This is a genomic window from Micromonospora sp. WMMD1082 (assembly GCF_029626175.1).
GTDB lineage: Bacteria > Actinomycetota > Actinomycetes > Mycobacteriales > Micromonosporaceae > Micromonospora.
In genome coordinates, this window is the sequence record NZ_JARUBM010000002.1 from 4,695,546 (window position 1) to 4,716,453 (window position 20,908).

Below are 20,908 nucleotides of genomic sequence, written 5' to 3' on the forward strand. Positions count from 1 at the left end.
GGTCAGCGGATGCGGGCGAGGATGTGGTCGGCGGGGGCGGGGCGGCCGAAGTGCCAGCCCTGGCCGGCGTCGCAGCCGATCGCCCGCAGCCGTTCGGCCTGCCCACCGGTCTCCACCCCCTCGGCGGTCACCGTCAGGTCCAGGGCGTGGGCCAGGGAGACCAGCGAGGCGAGGATCCGCTCGTCGGCCCGCGCCTCCGGCGCCCGCAGCCCGCGCACGAACTCGCCGGCCACCTTCAACTCGGTCACCGGCAGATCCCGCAGGTAGGCCAGGTTGCTGTAGCCGGTGCCGAAGTCGTCGATGGCGATGCGGATGCCCAGGTCGGCCAGGGCACGGAGGGCGCGTACCGGCTCCTCGGTCGTGGTCATCATGGTGCTCTCGGTGATCTCCAGCTGGAGGCGGTTCGGTGGCAGGCCGGTGCGCCGCAGCAGGGCGCGTACCTCCTGCACCAGGCCGGGCCGGCGGACCTGACGGACCGCCAGGTTGACGCTGACGTACGGCGGCTCGCCCGAGGCGGCCGTCCAGCCGACCGCCTCCCGGCACGCCTCGGCCAGCACCCAGCCGCCGAGCGGCACGATCAGCCCGGTCTCCTCGGCCAGCCCGATGAAGCTGTCCGGGCGCAACACGCCCAGCTGCGGGTGACGCCACCGCACCAGCGCCTCCACCCCGAGCAGCGAGCCGTCCTGCAACGAGGTCAACGGCTGGTAGTCGAGGAAGAACTCGCCGCGTTCCAGGCCCACCGGGATGGCCGCGCTCAACGCCTGGCGGGCCTGTTCCCGGCCGTCGCGTTCCGCGTCGTACAGCGCCCACCCCGCGCCCCCGGCGGTCTTCGCCCAGTGCAGCGTGCTGCCCGCGGCCCGCATCAGGTCGTCCGGTGAGGTGCCGGCGACCCGCCGCTCCACGATGCCCACGCTCGCGGTGACCGTCACGTCGTGCCCGTCGACCACCACCGGCTCGGAGAGGGCGGCCAGGGCGGCCTCGGCGACGGCGACCACGTCGCCGGTGCCGGTGGAGCGCTCGACGAGGACGACGAAGGCGTCGCCGCCGAGCCGGGCGACCAGGTGGGGATCGACCGCCCGCCGCAGCCGCCGCGCCGCCGCGACCAGCGCGCGGTCGCCGATCTGGTGGCCGTACGAGTCGTTGACCCGCTTGAACCGGTCCACGTCGAGGAAGCACAGCCCGACCCGCCGGCTGCCGGCCGGCCCGTCGACCGCCGCGGCGAGGCGCTCGGCGAAGAGCGTGCGGTTCGGCAGATCGGTCAGCGGGTCGTGGGTGGCCTGATGCCGGAAACGGGCCTCGCTGGCCCGCAGCGCCTGCTCCGCCTCCGCGCGGGCGGTCAGCGCGGCCCGCCGGATGGCCTCCTGCTCGTCGAGCGTGCGGTCGCGCAGCGCCCGGGCGTACCCGGTGGCGACCGCGGCCAGCAGCCGCGCCATCCGGTCCTCGATGTCGTCGGAGACCAGGTCGAGGTCGCGGATCAGCCGGAGCTGGATCACCTCCACGGTCCGGCCGAGCGCCTCGGCGGAGGCGATGTGCGCGCCGACCAGCTCGTCGGCGACCCGGTGCCCCACCCGCAGGTCGAGCGGCTCCGCCCGCAGCGCCTCGGCCAGCAGGTCGGTGAGCCGCTGCAACAGCGTCTCCAACTGGGCGTGGGTCATCGGCAGGTAGCTGGTGCCCGAGACCGCCTTGGCCCAGGCGCGGGCGAACGCCCCGGGGCAGGCGGAGCTGCCGGGGGGCTCACCCACCGAGCCGTCCGACCCCGCCGAGGAACACGGCCCGTTCGGCGTCCTCGGCGCTCTCCGGGGTCTCCGGACGCCACTGTGGCACCCACACCACCCCGGGATCGACCAGCTCGAAGCCGTCGAAGAACCCGGTCAACTCGGCCCGGCCGCGCACCGACAGCGGATTGTCGGTGCGCCGGTAGACCTCCTCGGCCTCGGCCCGCTCGGCCTCGTCGCGGCCGTCGTCGCTGGCCTGCGACAGGACCAGGTAGCTGCCCGGGGCCAGCGCCGTGCGCAGGGTCTGCAGCACCTCGGCCGGCCGGTCGTCGTCGGAGACGAAGTGCAGCACCGCCACGACGAGCACGGCGACCGGCTGCGAGAGGTCGAGCAGCGCGCGTACGTCGGGGTGGGCGAGGATCCGGTCGGGCCGGCGCAGGTCCTCCTGGACCACTGTCGCGCGGTCGTTGCCGGCCAGGATCTCGCGGCTGTGCGCCACCGCCACCGGGTCGACGTCGACGTAGACCACCCGGGAGTCGGGGGCGTGCCGTTGGGCGATCTCGTGCACGTTGCCCACGGTGGGGATGCCCGATCCGATGTCCAGGAACTGCCGGACGCCGGCCTCCGTGAGGAACTGCACGACCCGGCGCAGGAAGGCGCGGTTGGCCTGGGCCATGAGCGGCGCCTGGGGCACCGCCGCCACCATCGCCCGGGCAGCCGCCCGGTCGGCGGCGAAGTTGTGCGAGCCGCCGAGATAGTAGTCGTACATGCGGGCGACGCTGGGACGTTCGATGTCGATCGTCTCGGGTGCCCAGTCCGGTCGCTGCAACGCCCTCACTCCTTCGCACGCCCGTCGGGGCGACTGGCGCCCCGGCGGGTATTCTGCCCCGCTTTCGCCGGGGAGGCCATAGCGGGCTTGTGCGAATGGTGATCAATGGGAATGATCCGCGCCCGCCGGGTGGCGGGACACGGATCCCCATCGGTGCCCCGGCTAGAACTTCGGCGCGTCCGGAGCCTCGAGCAGGCCGAGCCGCAGCGCGGTCATCAGCGCCTGGGCCCGGTTGGCCGCACCGAGCTTCTCGTAGAGCTTCGAGATGTGGGTCTTGGCGGTCGACTCGCTGACGAACAGCTGCTTGGCGATGCCGGCGACGCTCATTCCGTCGGCGAGCAGCCGCAGCACCTGACCCTCGCGCGGAGACAACTGCGGCCCGGACGGGGCGAGCCGGCGCTTCATCGCCTCGGCCAGGTCGGCGGCGGTGAAGGCGCTGGGGGAGGAGGCGGCGTGCCGGGCGGCCGCGACGACCTCGTCGGCCGGCGCGGTCTTCGGCACGAACGCGCTGGCCCCGGCCTCCAGGGCGCCGAAGAGCTGGTCGTCGCCGGCGTACATGGTGAGCACCACGATGCCCATGGACGAGCTGGACTTGCGCAGCGCCCGGGTGGCCTCCAGGCCGCTGCCGTCGGGCAGCCGCAGATCCATGATCACCACGTCGGGCTGCAGGGCGCCGGCCTGCCGGACGCCCTCCGCCGCCGTGGCGGCCTCGCCGACGACCTCGAACTGCCGGTCGCGCTCGAAGGCGTGCCGCAGGCCCTTGCGGATCAAGTCGTGATCGTCGACAAGGAGGACCTTGGTACGGGTTGCCGGTGTCGGGCTTGTGGTCATCCTCGGCTTACTCCCCTTCTGCTGCGGCGGCGCTACCGCGAACGTTATCGCGCCGGGGTGGCGAACCGACCACCACCGCGACGGTCGTCCCGCTCGGCTGCCGCGGCCTGATCTCCAATCGGCCCCGGATACGTTCCGCCCTCTCGGCCATGATCGCAAGACCATAGTGCCCGTCGGAGCGCTGGTCACCTATGCCGTGACCGTCATCCGACACTTCGATCTGCGCGTACGGCGGGTCGACCTCGCAGGTGACCCAGAGATTGGCCGCGCCGGCGTGCTTGCGGGCGTTGGTGACCGCCTCCTGGGCGATGCGCAGCAGCTCGGCCTCGGTCGCGGCGGGCAGCCGGGCGGTGGACTCGTCCAGCGACAGGTGCACCCGCAGACCGCCGGAGGCGCCGACGGTGCGGGCGTACTCGGCGATCGCGGCGGCCAGGCCACCCTGCCGGTCCACCTCGCTGCGCAGCTCGAACAGGCTCAGCCGCAGTTCGGTGATCACCCGGGTCACCTCCTGGCGCAGCAGGCGCAGCGACTCGGCGGTCTCGTCGGCGTCGTCGTGCACGGTGGCCAGGGCGTTGTCGATGCCGTAGCCGACCATCACCAGCTCCTGGGCCACCCCGTCATGGATCTCCCGGGCCAGCCGCTGCCGCTCCTCGTTGGTGGCCAGCGCGCGCACCTCGTCGAAGAGCAGGGCGGCCTCCAGGCGCAGCGCTGCCGGGCCGGTCAGCCCGGTCACCTGCGCCACCACCGGTGCCGGGTACGCCTGCGCGGCGTCGGCCTCCAGCACGACCAGGCCCACCGTGCGCAACCCGGCGACCAGCGGCACGATCAGCGCCGAGACCTCGCCGCCGCGGTGCGAGCGGGACTGCGAGCGGGCCGCGGTCTGTGACTGCTGGCTGGCCCAGGCGTCGGCGATGGCCGAGTCCGCGTCGAGCGTGGTCTCCCAGTCGACCCGGTCGGCGCCGAGCTGGGCGAGCACCACCAGCCGGCCGCCACCGCTGGCGGAGAGCACCGCGCCCCGGTCGGTGCGGGCCACCGTGCGCAGTTCCTCCAGCAGATGCTCGGAGATGCCACCCGGATCCAGGGTCGCCCCGGGCAGCTGCCGGGCCACCGTACGCAACTGGGTCAGCAGCCGGGTCGCCTCGGCGTACGGCTGGGGCTTGCTGTCGTGGCGGACCTGCATCACCCGGTGCAGGGTGCGGGCGGCATAGAGCCCCAGCGCCGCCAGGATCAGCCACTGCGCGCAGACCGCCAGGTAGCCCGGCTGACTCAGCTGCCGGACCCCGCCGACCTCGGTGACGGCCCCGGCGACCAGCAGGCTGGCCGCGGCCACGGCGATCAGCGCGGCGCCCTCGCGGAAGCGGCGACGCAGTGCCGTGACGGTCACCGGTACCGCCAGGTAGGGCAGCACCGCGGAGGCGCCCAACCCGCCGATGTGCCCGCCGACGGTGGCGACCGCGGCGACCTGGCTCGCCGCCAGACCGAGCACCAGCACCTCCGCCACCCGGCTGAGCGGGCCGACGACCCGGTGCTGGGGCGCCAGCAGCGCCGGCAGCCCGGCCAGCGCCAGCAGCGCGATCCACCACAGCTGGGCCACCTCGCGGGTGGCGAACAGGGTCAGTACGGCGACCAGCGCCAGCACGACCACACGCGCCGCCGCGGCGAGCGGATGCGAACGGGTCGGGGCGGATGTCGAGGCGGGCACGTGACGGATCGTAGTCAGCCGCGGTAGATATCGGCGATCTCCGCCGCGTACGTCTTGTGGACAACCTGGCGCTTGACCTTGAGCGACGGGGTCAGCTCGCCGGTGGCCTCGGTGAAGTCCTGCGGCAGCACCCGGAAGACCTTGATCGCCTCGGCCCTGGAAACCGACGCGTTGGCCTTGTCCACGGCGGTCTGGATCTCCGCCCGCAGGCCCTCGTGCTGGCGCAGCGCCTCGATTCCGGTGTCCGGCGGCAGCCCGGCCGACTCCAGCCAGGCCGGCAGGGCCTCCTCGTCGAGGGTGATCAGTGCGGCGATGAACGGCTGCCGGTCACCCACCACGACACACTGGCTGACCAGGCGGTGCGCCCGGACCTGGTCCTCCAGCACGGCCGGCGCGACGTTCTTGCCGGCCGCCGTCACGATGATCTCCTTCTTGCGGCCGGTGATGGTCAGATAGCCGTCGCCGTCCAGCGAGCCGAGGTCGCCGGTGCGGAACCAGCCGTCGGCGGTGATCGCCTCGGCGGTGGCCGCCTCGTTGCGCCAGTATCCCTGGAAGATGAGGTCGCCGGCGATGAGGATCTCGCCGTCGTCGTCGATGCGGATGGTCACGCCGGGCAGCGGCCGACCGACCGTGCCGATCCGGGTGAAGTCGGGCAGGTTCGCCGCGGCGGCGGGGGAGGTCTCGGTCAGGCCGTACCCCTCGCAGACGGTCACGCCGACGCCCCGGAAGAAGTGGCCCAGCCGGGCGCCGAGCGGCGCGCCGCCGGAGATCGCGTCCCGGCAGCGCCCGCCGAGCGCGGCCCGCAGCTTGCCGTAGACCAGCCGGTCGAAGAGCGCGTGCTGGGCGCGCAGGGCCAGGCCCGGCCCGGCGGAGGTCTCCAACGCCTCGCTGTACGCGATGGCGACGGCCTCGGCCCGGGCGAAGATTTTGCCCTTGCCGGCGGCCTCGGCCTTCTGCTTGGCGCCGTTGTAGACCTTCTCGAAGACGCGGGGCACCGAGAGGACGAAGGTGGGCTTGAACTCCTGGAGCTCGGCGACCAGGTTCTTGGTGTCCGCGCAGTGCGCCATGGTGGCCCGGGCCTGCACCACACCGATCTGGATGAGCCGGGCGAAGGCGTGCGCGAGCGGCAGGAACAGCAGGGTCGACGCGTTCGGCCCGAACAGGTTCGGCAGCACCGGCACCGCGTTGGCGATGTCGGCGTACATGTTGCGGTGGGTCAGCACGCAGCCCTTGGGGCGGCCGGTGGTGCCGCTGGTGTAGATGATGGTCGCCACGTCCGACGAGCGCAGGCCGGCGCGGCGGCGGTCGATCTCGGTCGGCTCCACCGCCGTGCCGGCGGCCACCAACTCGTCCACTCCGCCCAGGTCGATCTGCCAGGTGTGGGCCAGGTCGGGCAGCTGGTCGCGGACGCCGGCCACCAGCGTGGCGTGCGCGGTGGTCTCCACCACGAGGGCCACCGCACCGGAGTCGGCCAGGATCCAGGACGCCTGCTCGGCGCTGGAGGTCTCGTAGATCGGCACGGTGACCGCGCCGGCCGTCCAGATGGCGTAGTCGACCAGCGTCCACTCGTAGCGGGTGCGGCTCATCAGCGCCACCCGGTCGCCCGGCTGCACGCCGGCGGCGACCAGCCCCCGGGCGACCGCCACCACCTCGTCGCGGAACTGTCGGCAGGTCACGTCGGCCCAGGCACCGGTCGCGTCGCGGCGGACGAACTGCACCGCGTCGGGCGCGGCCTCGGCGTTCTCCCAGACCGGATCGGTGAGGTTGGCCGAATCGCCGACGGTGACGATCGGCGGGACGGAGAACTCGCGCACCTGCACTCCCTCGTGCTCACACTGACCGGGTCGGCCGCCACCACCGGGCGGCTCTGTCGAAACCTACCCGGCCGGCCGCCGGCGGGCACATCGCAGGTGGGGCGGCGCGGCGCGCGGGCGCGTGCCGGACGGGTAGCCTCCCAGCATGGCGGACTCCTCCACCCAGTCGATCATCATCGGCGCGTCACCGGACCGGGTGGCGGCGGTCATCTGTGACTTCCCGAGCTACCCGGAATGGACCGAGGCAGTCCGCGAGGCCGAGGTCGTCGAGGAGTACGAGGACGGCTATGCGAGCCAGGTCCGGTTCGTCCTGGACGCCGCGGTGATGGCCGACGAGTACGTGTTGGCGTACGCCTACGCGGAGGACCTGTCCCGCATCGAGTGGCACCTGGTGGCGCCGTCGAAGATGCAGAAGGCGCAGCGGGGCGCGTACGACCTGGTCGCCAACGCCGACGGGGGGACGACCGTGACCTACACCCTGGAGGTGGAGCTCGCGGTCGGGATGCTCGGGATGTTCCGTCGCAAGGCCGAGAAAATGATCATGGATGCCGCGTTGAAGCAGCTGAAGCGCCGGGTAGAAGCATCCGGTGCGGCGCAGTGACGCGTCCGGCGACCCGGTCGCCGCGGTAGAGGAGTCCAGCATGGCTGCGACAGATCCGGGTTCGGCCCGGGAAGAGGCGGAGCGGCTGGTCGCCACTCTGCTGGCCAGCGTACGACTGGCCGCCGCCAACCCCGCCGCGGCGCCCCTGGGCCCGCTCGGTGGGATCGTGACCGGTGTCCTCGGTCACAGCGGCGGCCCATCCGGGCCGTCCGGCCCGCCCGGTGCCACCGGGGGCGGTTTCGCCACCGGTGCCGCCGAATGCTGTGTCTGCCCGGTCTGCCGGGGAATCGCCGCGTTGCGTGACCCGAGTCCCGAGTTCGCCGAGCGGCTGGCCACCGGCGCCGGGGATCTGGCCGCCGGTCTGGCCAGCTTCCTGCGCGCCTTCACCCCCGCCGATCCCGCCGCCGGCCCTTCCCCCGCACCGGCCGATGGCACCGCCGCCGGTACCGACAGTGATCACGTGTGGCGCGAGGCGACCCGTACCGGGCATGATTCTCAGCCGGCACCGGAGCGGGACGTCTGGTCCGCCGCGACCCGGGCGGAGGACGTCGCCGTCCCGGCCGCCGCGCCCGCCGATGCCGCCGGGCGGCCCGCGCCGGCCCTGCGCCGTCCGTCGACCGACCGACCGGCGGTACCCGCATCCCGGGTGCCCGACGGCGAGCCCGCACCGGGTGACGAGCCCGCGCCGGGCGGCCGGGCCGTTCCCGGCGGCGAGCGGCAGGGCGCACCAGGCGACGGGGCCTGACCAGGGACGACCCGCACCACCGGCGAGGGCAGGTGTGCGCGGGGTGGCACAGCAGAGGGGAGTGGCAGCGGTGACGCTGACCATCGGAGTCGACGTCGGTGGCACCAAGGTGGCCGGCGGTGTCGTCGACGACACCGGCACGGTCCTCGTGCAGACCCGACGGGACACCCCCGCCGACGACGTCGGCAAGACCCGCGACGTCATCATCGAGCTGGTCGCCGAGCTGGCCTCCGGCCACCACATCCAGGGCGTCGGCATCGGCGCCGCCGGGTGGATCGACGCCAGCCGCTCCACCGTGCTCTTCGCCCCCAACCTGGCCTGGCGCGACGAGCCGCTGCGGGCGTACGTCAGCGCGGCGGTCGGGCTGCCGGTGATCGTGGAGAACGACGGCAACGTGGCCGCCTGGGCGGAGTTCCGCTACGGCGCCGCCCGGCACGCCGACGACTCGATGGTCATGTTCACCATCGGCACCGGCGTCGGCGGTGGCATCGTGCTCGGCGGCGAGCTGGTCCGGGGCGCCCACGGCATCGCCGCCGAACTGGGCCACATGCTCACCGTCCCCGACGGGCACCAGTGCGGCTGCGGGCGACTCGGCTGCATCGAGCAGTACGCCAGCGGCAGCGCGCTGGTCCGCTTCGCCCGGGCCGCCGCGCGGCAGGAGCCGCACCGGGCCACCGCCCTGCTGGAACTGGCCGACGGCGAGGCCGAGGCCATCACCGGGCCGATGGTCACGGCCGCGGCCAAGGGGGGTGACCCGGTCTCCGCCGAGGCGTTCGCCCAGGTCGGGCGCTGGCTCGGCACGAGCCTCGCGGACATGGCGCAGATCCTCGACCCACAGATCCTGGTCGTCGGCGGCGGCGTCATCGACGCCGGTGACCTGCTGATGGGCCCGACCCGCCGCTCGTTCACCGAGGCGCTGGCCCAGCGCAGCCGGCTGCCGGTGGCCGAGATCCGCCCGGCCGAGCTGGGCAACTCCGCCGGCGTCATCGGCGCCGCCGACCTGGCCCGGCGGATCTAGGTGTCCCACCTCGGCGTGCCGCTGCGCGTCCTGTCGTACAACGTCCACGGCCAGCGCGACGACACCGCCGCGCTGGCCGCGGTGGTCCGCGACGCGGCACCGGACGTGGTGGTCGTCCAGGAGGGGCCGCGTCGGTGGCGGTGGCGGGAGAAGTCGGCCACGCTGGCCGCCTCCTTCGGCCTGGTGGTCGCCGCCGGCGGGCTGCCGTCGCTGGGCAACCTGCTGCTGACCAGCCTTCGGGTGCGGGTGACCGCCACCCGCTGCCGGCGCTTCCCGCTCACCCCCGGCCGGCACCTGCGTGGCGCCGCGTACGCCGACTGCCGGGTGGGCACCGCCGCGCGGTTCACCGTGGCCGGGTCGCACCTGGCCACCGACCCGGCCGAGCGCCCCGGGCAGGCGGAGCTGTTCAAGCGGGACCTGGCCGCGGCGCCCCACCCGGTGATCGCCGCCGCCGACCTCAACGAGGAACCGGGCGGCCCGGCCTGGAACGCCGTCGCCGATGGGCTGACCGACGCGGCGGTGGCGGCCGACCGGACCGACCGGCTCACCTACTCCTGCGCGAATCCCCGGCGGCGCATCGACGCCCTGTTCGTCGACCCGCGGATCACCGTGGTCGACTACGACGTGCTGGACACGCCGCTGACCCGCCGGGCCAGCGACCACTTTCCGGTCCTGGTCGACCTGTTGCTGCCCGCCACCGACTGACCGCCGGGCCGGCCGGGCTGGACATCCCGCTCCGTTGTGGAGAGGATTTCGCGCGACCCGGCACTCGTGCCGAGACGAAGGAGATCCCCCGGTGCCCACTCCCACCGCGCCCGGCCGGTCCGACCCGCAGCCGACCACGCTCGCCCGTAGCCAGGACGGCCATCCGGTCTCCGACCGGGGCGACACCGTCTGCGTCATCGGCGCCGGTGCCAGCGGGCTGACCGCCGTGAAGAACCTCGCCGAGCACGGCTTCGGTGTCGACTGCTACGAGCGCGAGACCGGTGTCGGCGGCGCCTGGAACTGGCGGCACGACCGCAGCCCGGTGTACGCCAGCACCCACCTGATCTCGTCGCGGCCGTTCACCCAGTTCCCCGACTTCCCGATGCCGGACGGCTGGCCGGACTACCCGCACCACAGCCAGCTGCTGTCGTACTTCGAGCGCTACGCCGACCACTTCGACCTGCGCCGGCACATCTGGTTCGGCACCGAGGTGGTGCGCGTCGAGCCGGTCTCCGGCGACCGCTGGGACGTCACCACCCGCAGCACCGGCGGCTACGGCCCCGAGCGCACCTCCCGGTACGCCGCCGTGGTGATCGCCAACGGGCACAACTGGTCACCGAAGCTGCCCCGGTACTCCGGGCTGGAGCAGTTCCGGGGCGAGGTCATGCACGCCTCGTCCTACAAGGACCCGGCGCAGCTGCGCGGCAAACGGGTGCTGGTGGTGGGGGCCGGCAACACCGGCTGCGACATCGCGGTGGAGGCCGCCCAGCAGGCGTCGCGCTGCTGGCACTCCACCCGCCGGGGCTACTGGTACGCGCCGAAGTACGTCTTCGGCCGGCCCGCCGACCAGGTCAACGACACCCTGCTGGCGCTGCGCGTGCCGCTGCGGGTGCGGCAGTGGCTCTACCACCGCACGCTGCGGCTGACCGTCGGCGACCTGACCCGCTTCGGTTTGCCGAAGCCGGACCACCGGGTGTACGAGACGCATCCGATCGCCAACAGCCAGCTCGTCTACTACGTCGGCCACGGCGCGGTCACCCCGGTGCCGGACATCGGGCGATTCCACGCGCACTCGGTGGAGCTGGCCGACGGTCGGCAGATCGACCCGGAACTGGTCGTCTTCGCCACCGGCTACCTGCCGCGTTTCGAGTTCCTCGACGCCAAGATCCTCGGCGACGACGAGGGCGTCGGTCGGCCCCGGTTGTGGCTCAACGCCTTCGTGCCCGACCATCCCACCCTCGCCGTGGCGGGGCTACTCCAACCCGATTCCGGTGTGTTCGCCCTGTCGCACTGGCAGGCGGTGCTCTTCGCCCGGCTGCTGCGGCTGCGCGCCAGCCGGCCGGAGCGGGCGGCCGCGTTCGCCGCCCGGGTCCGCTCCGGCGCCGGCGAGCGCTACTCGGGTCAGGTCAAGGACTCGACCCGGCACTGGTTCGAGGTCGGCCACGCCGACTACCTGCGCGCGCTGGAGCGCGCCCTGCGGGACCTGGAGGAGAAGTGACCGAGCCGAGCGAGCGGGTCCGGATCATGCGGAGCTGGGAGTGGGCGCGGCCGGTGCGCCCGGTCCGGCGCGAGGTGCTCAGCGCCGCTCCCGAGCTGGAGGAGGGCCGGCCGCCGCTGCTGTTCGTGCCCGGCTTCGGGCACGGCGCCTGGGCGTACGCCGAGAACTGGCTCGGCCACGCCGCGACCCGCGGCTTCAGCGCGTACGCGGTGAGCCTGCGCGGGCACGGCGGCAGCGACCCGGCGCCGGAGGCGACGCTGCGGGCGTACGCCCATGACGTGGTCCAGGTGGCGGCGGGCCTGCCGCGCCAGGCGGTGCTGGTGGGGCACGGTGCCGGGGCCCTGGTGGTCGCGCACGCCCTGGCCCGCTACCCGGCCCGGGCGGCGGTGCTGGTGGCGCCGGTGCTCGGCGGCTGGGGCACCCTCGGCGCCGCGTTGCGTCGCAACCCGCTCGGCACCCTGCCGGCGGTGTTCGGCGGCGGGTTGCGGCTGAGCCGCCGGCAGGTGTTCAGCGGCGAGTTGCCCGACGCCGACGCCCGGCGCTACGCCGCCCGGCTGGGCCGGGCCGCCCGGCGGGCCCAGTGGCAGCTGCTGACCGGGGCCGACCCGGAGCCGGCGGTGGGCCGACCCCCGGTGCTGGTGCTGGGCAGCCCGGACGACCGGGTGGTGCCCGCCTCGGCGCTGACCCGCGCGGCCCGGCGGTACGGCTCGGCCCCGCTGCTCTTCCCCGGCATGGGGCACGACCTGATGCTCGACGCGCGGTGGCGGGAGCCGATCGACGCGATCCTCGACTGGCTGGTCAAGGAGCCGGCCGGGCTCAGCCTCCGGTGAGGCGGGTGAGCAGCGAGCCGCTCTGGTCCAGAGTGGACAGATAGGAGCGGGCCCAGGCGTGGATGTCGTGCTCGTGCAGGTGCGCGCGCATGGCCCGCATCCGGGCCCGGACGTCGGCGGGGTCGGCCCGCAACGCCGCGAGCAGGCCCTGCTTGAGCCCCTCCAGGTCGTGCGGGTTGACCAGGTACGCCTGCGGCAGCTCGGCGGCGGACCCGGCGAACTCGCTGAGCAGCAGGGCGCCGGTGTCGTCGACCCGGGCGGCGACGTACTCCTTGGCGACCAGGTTCATCCCGTCCCGCAGCGGGGTCACCGCCATCACGTCGGCGACCCGGTAGAGCGCGGCCAACTCGGCGCGGTCGAACGGCTGGGTGAGGTAGTGGATGGCCGGCTCGCCCACCCGGCCGAACTCGCCGTTGATCCGGCCGACCTCCCGCTCGACCCGGTCGCGAAGGATCTGGTACTGGCTGACCCGCTCCCGGCTGGGCACCGCCACCTGCACCAGCACCGTGTCGCGGACCTTCACGTGGCCGCCGGCGAGCAACTCGCTGTAGGCCTTGAGCCGCTGCTCAAGGCCCTTGGTGTAGTCCATCCGGTCGACGCTGAGGATCACCTGGTCGGGGCTGCCCAGGTCGTGGCGCAGCCGGCGGGCCCGGTCGGCCACGTCCGGCCGGTCGGCCAGCGCGGCCATCTCGACGGTGTCGATCGAGACCGGGAACGCGCCGATGCGCACCATCCGGTCGTCGACCGCGATCCGCCGATCGGTGGCCGGCAGCCCCAGCACCTTCGTGACCAGCTGGGCGAAGTTGTGTGCGGCCTGGGCCCGCTGGAAACCGACCAGGTCGGCGCCGAGCATCCCGCGCAGCAGCTCGGCCCGGCGGGGCAGCTGCATGAACAGCTCCGGCGGCGGGAACGGCACGTGCAGGAAGAAGCCGATGCGCAGGTCGGGCCGCAGGCCGCGGAGCAGCCCCGGCACCAGTTGCAGGTGGTAGTCCTGCACCCAGACCACCGCGCCGGCCTCGGCGACCTGGGCGGTGGCCTCGGCGAACCGCTGGTTGACCCGCTGGTAGGCGTCCCACCAGCGCCGGTGGTGCTCGGGCTGCTCGACCGCGTCGTGATAGATCGGCCAGAGGGTCGCGTTGGCGAAGCCCTCGTAGTGGTCGCGCAGGTCGTCACCGGTCAGTGGCACGGAGTGCATCCGCACCCCGTCGATGTCGGGCAGGGCGGGCGCGGGACCGGTCCCGCCGGCCCAGCCGACCCAGGTCGCGGGGGTGTGCCGCAGCAGGGGGTGCAGCGCGCTGACCAGCCCACCTGGGCTGCGGCGCCACTCGCAGGCGCCGTCCGGCGCCACGCTGTCGTCGATGGGTAGGCGGTTGGCCACCACCACCAGGGAACTCTGTCGCATCTCGGGCATTCCGATCAGCAGGGGAGCGACCGCCACGAGGAGGAACAACCGGGCAGTCGGCGGGTGAAGTGACGTACTGCGGTATTCCTACTGACAGTAAGTTACACCACTGTTACGCCCGTTCGCGCGGGCGGTCGCGGTCCCGGTATCCGGGCACCCGGCCGGCGAGATCCCGGTCGCCGCTCAGACGACGGCACCGTCGTCGGGGTCACGATCCTCCGCGTCGCCGGGACGCAACCGCCACACCAGCGTGACGAAGCCGGCGAGGATGCCGGTGAAGCCGAGCAGCGTCACGATGCCCTGGTCGGCGGGGAGCAGATCGGGGAAGAGGAACAGCACGAAGCCGAGGACCACGGCGAGCACGCCGGCCACCGCGTACTTCGACACCCGGGGCAGCGGCGGGGGCGGCGGGGGGACGTAGCGCTCGTCGTCGCTCGGGTCGTCGGGCAGATCCGTGCCGAAGGTGTCCAGGCCGTCCAGCAGCGATGGCCCCTCGCCGTCCCGGGGGCCGCGCCCGATCGAGACGCCGGAGACGTCGGCCGCGTACGGCAGTCGGCGTACGTCGGTGGCGGTCGGCCCGGCCGGCTCGTCGGTGCCCGGCCGGGTGGCGGTGGCCGTGCCGCCGCCCCGGCCGGCCGGATCGTCCACGTCCTCCGCGGCGGGCCACGGGTGGTCACCGGAGCTGGGCGAGGTGTGGAAGCCGGCGACGATCCGCTCCCACTCGGCGTCGATGTCCGGTTCCTCCCCGGAGCGTCCGCCGCCGTTCTCGTCGGCGAGCTGGCTGAGGTAATCCCGGGCGGTGCTCAGGTGCGACCGGTCCACGTAGAGCCGGTCGACCGGCCGGGCCGGCACCGTGGTGGTGCGGGTGACCGGGTTCAGGTCCGCGGACGGTTGCAGGTAGGCGGCGATCCCGCCGGCGGCCAGCACGTCGAGCAGGTGCTCGCCGACGCGCGGGTCGACATCGCCGGCGATGGCGTACTCGCTCGCGTCGAGCCCGTTGTCCCGCCGTCCCCGGCGGGCCCCACCCGCTGACACCGGACCATCCTCCTCATCGCGCCGCCGGCGCGCCCCGCGTCCAGCCCCTCGACGCGCCCCCGCACGCCGTGCTCTGAATCGTGACACGTCCGGGGCGGGTTCGGGGAGTGCCTTGTGGCGCGGCGTACGCCCGCGCAGCTTGCCGCTGGTCACGGCCGGGCTCTTTGTCGTTTTGTGCGCGTCCTGGCAGGTCGGCCACGCTCAGGCGCAGAGGTTGGCGATGGCGACGCGGACGGGGTCGGGGTTGGCCCAGCTCCAGTTGGGGTGGGCGCGGTTGGTGAGCAGGACGAGAACCAGCCGGCGGGCCGGGTGGACGAGGAGGGAGGTGCCGGTGAAACCGGTGTGGCCGAAGGTGCGGGCGGTGGCGAGTTTGCCCATGAACCAGGGTTGGTGGAGGACGACGCCGAGGCCGTGGGCGCTGGTGCGGTGGGGACGTTCGGGGTCGACGGCGGGTAGGCCGGTGTTGGCGTTGGCCAGCATCCGGCGGGTGGTGGCTTCGCTGAGGATGCGGGTGCCCCGGTAGGTGCCGCCGTCGAGCAGCAGCTGGCCGATGGCGGCGAGGTCGGCGGCGGTGGAGAAGATGCCGGCGTGTCCGGCGATGCCGCCGAGGTGGTTGGCGACGTCGTCGTGCACGGTGCCGCGGAGCAACCCTCGGGAGGAGCGGGCGTCGGTGGCGACGAGCCGGTCGGCCTGGTCGGTGCTGCTGAGCCAGGTCTTGGGGTTGAAGCCGGTGTCGCGCAGGCCGAGGGGGCCGGTGAGGCCCGTCTTGAGGGCCCGGTCGAGTCGTTGACCGGTGACCTTCTCTACGAGTTGGGCGGCGACCATGAGTCCGACACTGGAATAGCGGAAGACGGTGCCGGGGGTGGCGCCCTTGATCAGCGGGGTGGCGAGGACGGCGGCGCGCCGGGCGGCGTCGTCGGATAGGCCGGTGACCTTGGCGCCGACGGGCAGGCCGCTGGTGTGGGCCAGCAGCATGGCGACGGTGATGGTCTCCTTGCCGGTGCCGGCGAAGCCGGGCAGGTAGTCCACGACGGGGGCGTCGAGGTCGAGGCGGCCCTGGTCGACCTGTTGCAGGGTCAGGATCGCGGCGAAGACCTTGGTCAGGGAGGCGGTGTCGAAGATCGAATCGTCGCGCATGTCGACCTGCCTGGCCTCGGGCAGCAGCACCGGGCCGGCGCCGTAGCGCAGCGCCTTGCCGACCGCCGCGCGGCCGACGACCTTGCCGTCGATCTGGCAGAGCGCCACCGCGCCGGCGTACCCGGGGTGGTTCGGGTTCTCTTTGGTCGGTGCGAGATGCCGGGTGAGTTCGGCGCCCAGGGCGCGGCCGAGCGGCGACGGTGCCCCGATGCCGGCCTGCCCGGTGACGGTGCCGCCGGTCGACGTGCCGGCCGAGGTGCCGGGTGCCGCGCCCATCGCCTCGGTGGTCGCCGGCACGGCCGAGGCGCTGGCCGGGCCGCCCGCCGACGCGCTGGCGCCCGGACCGTTCACCGCCCCGCCCGTGCTGCCCGGCGTCGCGACGGGGGTTCCCGTCGCGGACGGTGCCGGCTCGCGGCAGCCGGTGACGACGGCGGTGACGGCGGCGAAACCGGCGCCGAGCACGGTACGGCGGTGCAGAGGCATGCGCGGCATCATGACAGGCCCACGCCGTCCGGCGCAGTCCGACGTCCGGGCCACCGGTCGGCAGCCACCACGGGGAGGCCAGGAGCGGATGCCGCCCGGGTGAGGCTGCACCTCCGCCTTCCAAGGAAACTGGAGCCATGCCCGAACTCGTGATCCTCACGGGCCCGATCGCGGCCGGCAAGAACACCGTCGCGGACCGGCTCACGCAACGTCTGACCGAACGTGGCCGGACGGTCGTGGTCGCTGACGTCGACGACGTGGCGGCGATGGTGGGATCACCGGGTGCGGGCAGGGCCGGCCTGTGGTTCGCGGCCCACGAGGCGCACGGCGCGCTCGTCGGACAGTGGATGCGGTCGCACGTCGACTACGTCGTCGCGGTGGGGCCGTTCTGGACGGTCGAGGAACGCGCCGCACTCACCCGTGCCCTCCCGGATGGTGTGGCCCCGCGGTGGATCGTCATCGACGCGCCGGTGACGGTGACACTTCCTCGCGCGCGGGCCGACCCGGGGCGCGGGCTGTCCCGCGATCCGGCGTTCCATCAGCGCGCCCACGACCGGTTCCGGAGGCTCCTACCGACGATCCCCGCCGAGGTGACGTTCGACTCGCAACACCTGGACGCGGACGAGATCGCCGCCGCCATCGCGGAAACGCTCGGTGCAGCGGGAGGCGGGCGCGGAGTCGTCAGCGAGCAGGCGCCTCCGTCTCCGACGGGCTGAGATCACGAGATGCGGCAGGTGGGGCTCTCCCGCCGGCGAGAGGGCCCGAGTTGCCGCAAGTCGTGGCCTGCCGCATGCCCTGATCGGTCCAGCCCTGACGGGCACTGCCCGTGACTGGTCCTGCCCAGGGCTGGTCAGGAGGCCAGGGTTTGGGTGGCGCGGGCGGGCGGGTGGGCCAGGGCGAGCAGGCCCGGGGCGCTGTTGCGGTGGGCGAAGGCGCGCAGTTCGGCCAGCGGTGCCTCGGCCGCTGCCCGGTCTCCGGCCGACTCCAGCTCCCGTACGGCGAAGGTCAGCGCCAGCATCCGGTCGGTGAGGTCGGGGATCCCGGCGTAGATCTCGGCGGCGGCGAGGTGCAGCTCGGCGGCGTGCCGGTGGTCGCCGTCGGCGCCGGCCAGCGCGCCGGTCACGGTCCGCAGCGCCGCCTCCGACCAGGGCGTACGGTGGCCGACCTGGTCCAGCATGGCGCGTACCCGGGCCGCTGGCTTGCGCCCGGCGAGGGTGGCCGCCCACCCGGCTGCGGAGATCCACTCGCCACTGGCCAGCGCCGGCACCGCCGTCCACGCCTCGGCCAACTCGTCGACCAGCGCGGCGGCCTCGTCGGTGCGCCCCTGCACCGCCCGGCACAGCGCGCCCATCGCCAGCATCGTCCAGTGCACCCGGTGGAAGCCGCTGCGCCGGGCGATGTCCAACGCGGCGGCCACGTCGTCGCGGGGGAGTGGGGCGGCCTCGGCCGGGTCACGGAGTGGGGCGGCGACCGCCGTCGTGTCGGGTGCGGTGGTGGTCTCCGGATCGTCCGAAGGGGAGGGCAGGTCGGGCGGGGAGGGTGGCTCCGCAGCGGCGACCGGGTCGGCCGGCGGCACCGGCTGGCCGCGCAGCACCAGCAGGCACGACCGCAGGCCGCGTACCTGCATGTCCCAGCTGCCGGTGGGGGTGTGCACGAACGCCTCGGCGGCCGCGAGCAGCCGGTCGAAGTCTCCCTCGAACCAGGCTCGCATCGCCTCCCCGGAGTAGCTGGTGGTCAGCGTCTGTCCGCTCGCGGTGCGGGCCGGTGCCGCCGAGAGCAGGGCGTCGGAGCGCAGCCAGTCGCCCTCCTCCCGCACCGCGTAGGCGAGGTTCTGGGTGGCCCGGGGCAGCGCGAGCAGCTGACCGGCCTGGCTGAACTCGACGATCGCGTACAAGTCGTCGAGCCCGGCCCGATCCCCGGCCTGGTAGCGGGCGGTGGCCGCGGTGATCCGGGCGTTGGTGCGCGTCTCGGTCAGCCCGAGCCGCTCGCCGATCTCCGCCGCCGTGTCGGCCGCCGCCACCGCCGGATCCCGCTCGTAGTTGAGCATGTGCAGCCGGCCCAGCTCGGCGAAGGCGTCGGCCTTCTGCGCGCTGTCCGGCAGCGGGTCGAACAGGCGTACCGCCCGGTCCAGACAGGCCAGCGCGGCCCGCCGGTCGGCCCGCAGCCACGCCGCCTGGCCGAGCAGCGTCCAGGCCCGCGCCGCGCACGCCTCGTCGCCGTACGCGAGGAGCCGGTCGGCCAGCGTCTGCACCTGCTCCGGGCCGCCCCCGGAGAGGAAGGCGTTGCCGTCGCGGTAGAACGAGATCTCGGTGCTGAGCAGCTCCAGTTGCAGCCGGCCCACCGGGTCGGAGTCGTCGGCCAGGCCGAGCGCCCGGCCGGCGTGACTGGCGGCGGCGTCCAGCCCGTGCAGCGCGTACGCCCGGCGGGCCGCCCGGTGCAGCGCGGCCCGTGCCGGCCCGGCGTAGCGGCGGGTCTCCATGCCCAGCGAGCGGGCGATCTCGTGCGCCGCCCAGCGGTGGTGGGCCAGCACCTCGGCCAGGTCGGTGTCCCGGCTCTGCGACAGCGTGTCCAGCCAGTCGGCCGTCCGCTCGTGCCGGGCCACCCGCTCGGTACGCGGCAGCCGCTGGTAGCAGACGTCGCGCACCAGCACGTGCCGGAAGCGGTACTCCGGCTGGCCGGCCATCGTGGAAGCGGCCTGCTCGTGGACGAAGTCCCGCTGCTCCAGCCGGCGCAGGGCGCGCTCGACGGACTCGACCGGCTGCCCGACGGCGGCGGCCACCGCACCGGGCCAGAACTGCACCCCGACCACCGCCGCGGCCAGCAGCACCGCCCGGTCCTTGGCGTCGAGCAGGTCGACCCGGTTGGCGATGACCGCGTGCACGCTCTCCGGCATCGGCAGATGCAGATGCTTCTCCAGCGACCAACCGCGCCCGGACTGCCGCAGCGCGCCCTGCTCGATCAGCATCCGGACGTACTCGTGGGCGTAGAGCGGGTTGCCGCCGGCCACCTCGATCAGCGGGGTCAGCAGGTCGGCGGAGAACGCGGCCTGGCCGAACATGTGCGCGTACAGCGCGGCGATGCCGGTGTCCCGCAGCGGCGGCAGGGTGATGGTCACCGAGCCGGTGATGGTCCCCGCCCAGCTCGGATCCCGGTCGATCAACTCGGGGCGGGCGGTGCAGAGCAGCAGCAGCGGTACGTCCCGGGCCGCCGCACCGAGCAGCTCCACGAAGCGCAGCATCGCGTCGTCGGCCCAGTGCAGGTCCTCGAAGACCAGCACGGTGGGGCGGCGGGCGGCGAGAGCCAGCAGGAACCGACGCCACGCCGACTCCGCCTCCTCGGCCGGCAGCGGCGTGCCGGGCAGGCCGACCAGCGGGCGCAGCGCATCGGTCACCCGGCCCCGCTCACCGGCGCCGACCAGTTCGCCGACGGCCGCGGCGAGCCGCTGCGCGGCGCTGGCGGCCGGATCGGTGTCGAGGATGCCCGTCTCGGCCTTGACGATGTCGGCCAGCGCGGCGAACGTGACGTTCTCGCCGAACGGCGGGCACCGCCCGATCCGCCAGGTCAGCGGCTCGTCCACCAGCCGGCCGGTGTGCCGGTGCAGCTCACGGACCAGCCGGCTCTTGCCGATGCCGGCCCGGCCGAAGACGGTCACCACCTGGGGCCGGCGGTCGCGCAGGCTGCGGTGCAGGGCGTTGACCAGCATGCCCAGCTCGTGTTCGCGGTCGATCAGCGGCGTGGTGTCCGGCTCCCGGTCGGTGGGCTGCTGGCGTACCGCGGACAGGGCCAGCCACACCTCCGTCGGCGCCGAGCGACCGCGCAGGGTGACCGGGGGTTGCTCCTCGTAGCGGATGGTATCCCGGGTCAGCGCGTGCGTGGCGCCGTCGACCAGCACCCCGCCGGGCGGGGCCACGGACTGCAACCGGGAGGCGGTGTTGACCACGTCCCCGGCGACGATCGCCTGCCCGCCGTCGCGGGCGGCGGCCACGTCGACCAGCGCCTCCCCGGTGGCCACCCCGACCCGGAAGCGCAGCCCGTCGGTGCCGGTGGGGGTGAACCGGGTCAGTACCCGTTGCAGCTCCAGCCCGGCCCGCACGCACCGCAACGCGTCGGTCTCGGTGGCCACCGGCGCGCCGAACAGGGCCATCACCGCGTCGCCGATGTACTTCTCCACCACCCCGCCGTACTGGCCGACCACCCGGCGGGCGGCGGAGAAGAAGCCGTTCTGCATGCCGCGTACCAGCTCCGGATCGGCCCGTTCGGCGTACGGGGTGAAGTCGATCAGGTCGACGAAGAGCACGCTGACGCGGCGGCGGTCCTCCTGCACGAGGTTCGCCGGGCGGTCGGTGCCGGCCCGGGGCGCGCCGCAGGAGGTGCAGAAGGCCACGTCGGGCGCGAGCGGGCGCAGGCAGTGCGGGCAGACGGCACCGAGCTCCGCACCGCAGCCACCGCAGAAGCGGTCGCCGTCGGCGGCGGTACGTCCACAGCGGTCACACTGCGCGGCGATGACACCCTCCACTGGCAGGCCCCCGACGCCTCGGGGCGCAGGTCGAGTATCGCCCGCCC

At 74.2% G+C, this 20,908-nt stretch carries 16 protein-coding genes; 7 read left to right on the forward strand and 9 right to left on the reverse strand.

Going from position 1 to position 20,908, the window contains the following annotated elements:
* Positions 1-2: 2 nt before the first annotated feature.
* The 5 genes from O7615_RS21735 to O7615_RS21755 form a co-directional block, all read right to left on the reverse strand.
* Positions 3-1,655 (reverse strand): bifunctional diguanylate cyclase/phosphodiesterase, encoded by a 1,653-nt coding sequence (locus O7615_RS21735; protein WP_278182185.1) that lies wholly within the window; start codon positions 1,653-1,655, stop codon positions 3-5.
* Between the two features lie 79 nt (positions 1,656-1,734).
* The gene (locus O7615_RS21740; RefSeq protein WP_278179645.1) at positions 1,735-2,544 is read right to left on the reverse strand and encodes an SAM-dependent methyltransferase; all 810 of its coding nucleotides are present in this window, start codon (positions 2,542-2,544) and stop codon (positions 1,735-1,737) included.
* Positions 2,545-2,706: 162 nt separating this feature from the next.
* Complete coding sequence (locus O7615_RS21745) at positions 2,707-3,375, reverse strand: response regulator transcription factor (protein ID WP_200209675.1); 669 nt, start codon at positions 3,373-3,375, stop codon at positions 2,707-2,709.
* Positions 3,376-3,382: 7 nt separating this feature from the next.
* Positions 3,383-5,077 carry a GAF domain-containing sensor histidine kinase gene (locus O7615_RS21750; protein WP_278179646.1) on the reverse strand — a complete coding sequence of 565 codons (1,695 nt, stop codon included), beginning with the start codon at positions 5,075-5,077 and terminating at the stop codon, positions 3,383-3,385.
* 14 nt (positions 5,078-5,091) lie between these two features.
* Entirely contained in the window at positions 5,092-6,891 is a 1,800-nt protein-coding gene (locus O7615_RS21755; protein ID WP_278179647.1) for a long-chain fatty acid--CoA ligase, read from the reverse strand.
* Between the two features lie 145 nt (positions 6,892-7,036).
* On the opposite strand from O7615_RS21755, the gene O7615_RS21760 reads away from it, so the two are divergent.
* From O7615_RS21760 to O7615_RS21785, 6 genes are all read left to right on the forward strand, one after another.
* Entirely contained in the window at positions 7,037-7,492 is a 456-nt protein-coding gene (locus O7615_RS21760; RefSeq protein WP_278179648.1) for an SRPBCC family protein, read from the forward strand.
* Between the two features lie 40 nt (positions 7,493-7,532).
* Positions 7,533-8,237, forward strand: a complete 705-nt coding sequence (locus O7615_RS21765) for a hypothetical protein (protein ID WP_278179649.1) — start codon at positions 7,533-7,535, stop codon at positions 8,235-8,237.
* Positions 8,238-8,307: 70 nt separating this feature from the next.
* Entirely contained in the window at positions 8,308-9,255 is a 948-nt protein-coding gene (locus tag O7615_RS21770) for an ROK family glucokinase (RefSeq protein WP_278179650.1), read from the forward strand.
* Positions 9,256-9,960 (forward strand): endonuclease/exonuclease/phosphatase family protein, encoded by a 705-nt coding sequence (locus O7615_RS21775; RefSeq protein WP_278179651.1) that lies wholly within the window; start codon positions 9,256-9,258, stop codon positions 9,958-9,960.
* A 91-nt stretch (positions 9,961-10,051) separates the two neighbouring features.
* Entirely contained in the window at positions 10,052-11,458 is a 1,407-nt protein-coding gene (locus tag O7615_RS21780; RefSeq protein ID WP_278179652.1) for an NAD(P)-binding domain-containing protein, read from the forward strand.
* A 26-nt stretch (positions 11,459-11,484) separates the two neighbouring features.
* Complete coding sequence (locus tag O7615_RS21785; RefSeq protein WP_278182186.1) at positions 11,485-12,288, forward strand: alpha/beta fold hydrolase; 804 nt, start codon at positions 11,485-11,487, stop codon at positions 12,286-12,288.
* Here O7615_RS21785 and O7615_RS21790 read toward each other — a convergent pair.
* From O7615_RS21790 to O7615_RS21800, 3 genes are all read right to left on the reverse strand, one after another.
* Positions 12,275-13,690, reverse strand: a complete 1,416-nt coding sequence (locus tag O7615_RS21790; protein WP_278179653.1) for a trehalose-6-phosphate synthase — start codon at positions 13,688-13,690, stop codon at positions 12,275-12,277. The genes O7615_RS21785 and O7615_RS21790 overlap by 14 nt on opposite strands.
* Positions 13,691-13,873: 183 nt before the next feature.
* Positions 13,874-14,725 carry a DUF308 domain-containing protein gene (locus tag O7615_RS21795; RefSeq protein WP_278179654.1) on the reverse strand — a complete coding sequence of 284 codons (852 nt, stop codon included), beginning with the start codon at positions 14,723-14,725 and terminating at the stop codon, positions 13,874-13,876.
* Between the two features lie 201 nt (positions 14,726-14,926).
* Positions 14,927-16,345, reverse strand: coding sequence for a serine hydrolase (locus O7615_RS21800; protein WP_278179655.1), 1,419 nt, complete (start codon positions 16,343-16,345; stop codon positions 14,927-14,929).
* Between the two features lie 137 nt (positions 16,346-16,482).
* On the opposite strand from O7615_RS21800, the gene O7615_RS21805 reads away from it, so the two are divergent.
* Positions 16,483-17,061, forward strand: a complete 579-nt coding sequence (locus O7615_RS21805; protein ID WP_278179656.1) for an AAA family ATPase — start codon at positions 16,483-16,485, stop codon at positions 17,059-17,061.
* A 134-nt stretch (positions 17,062-17,195) separates the two neighbouring features.
* Here O7615_RS21805 and O7615_RS21810 read toward each other — a convergent pair whose 3' ends face one another.
* On the reverse strand, positions 17,196-20,861 hold the full coding sequence (locus O7615_RS21810; protein WP_278179657.1) for an adenylate/guanylate cyclase domain-containing protein: 3,666 nt from the start codon (positions 20,859-20,861) through the stop codon (positions 17,196-17,198).
* Positions 20,862-20,908: the final 47 nt, after the last annotated feature.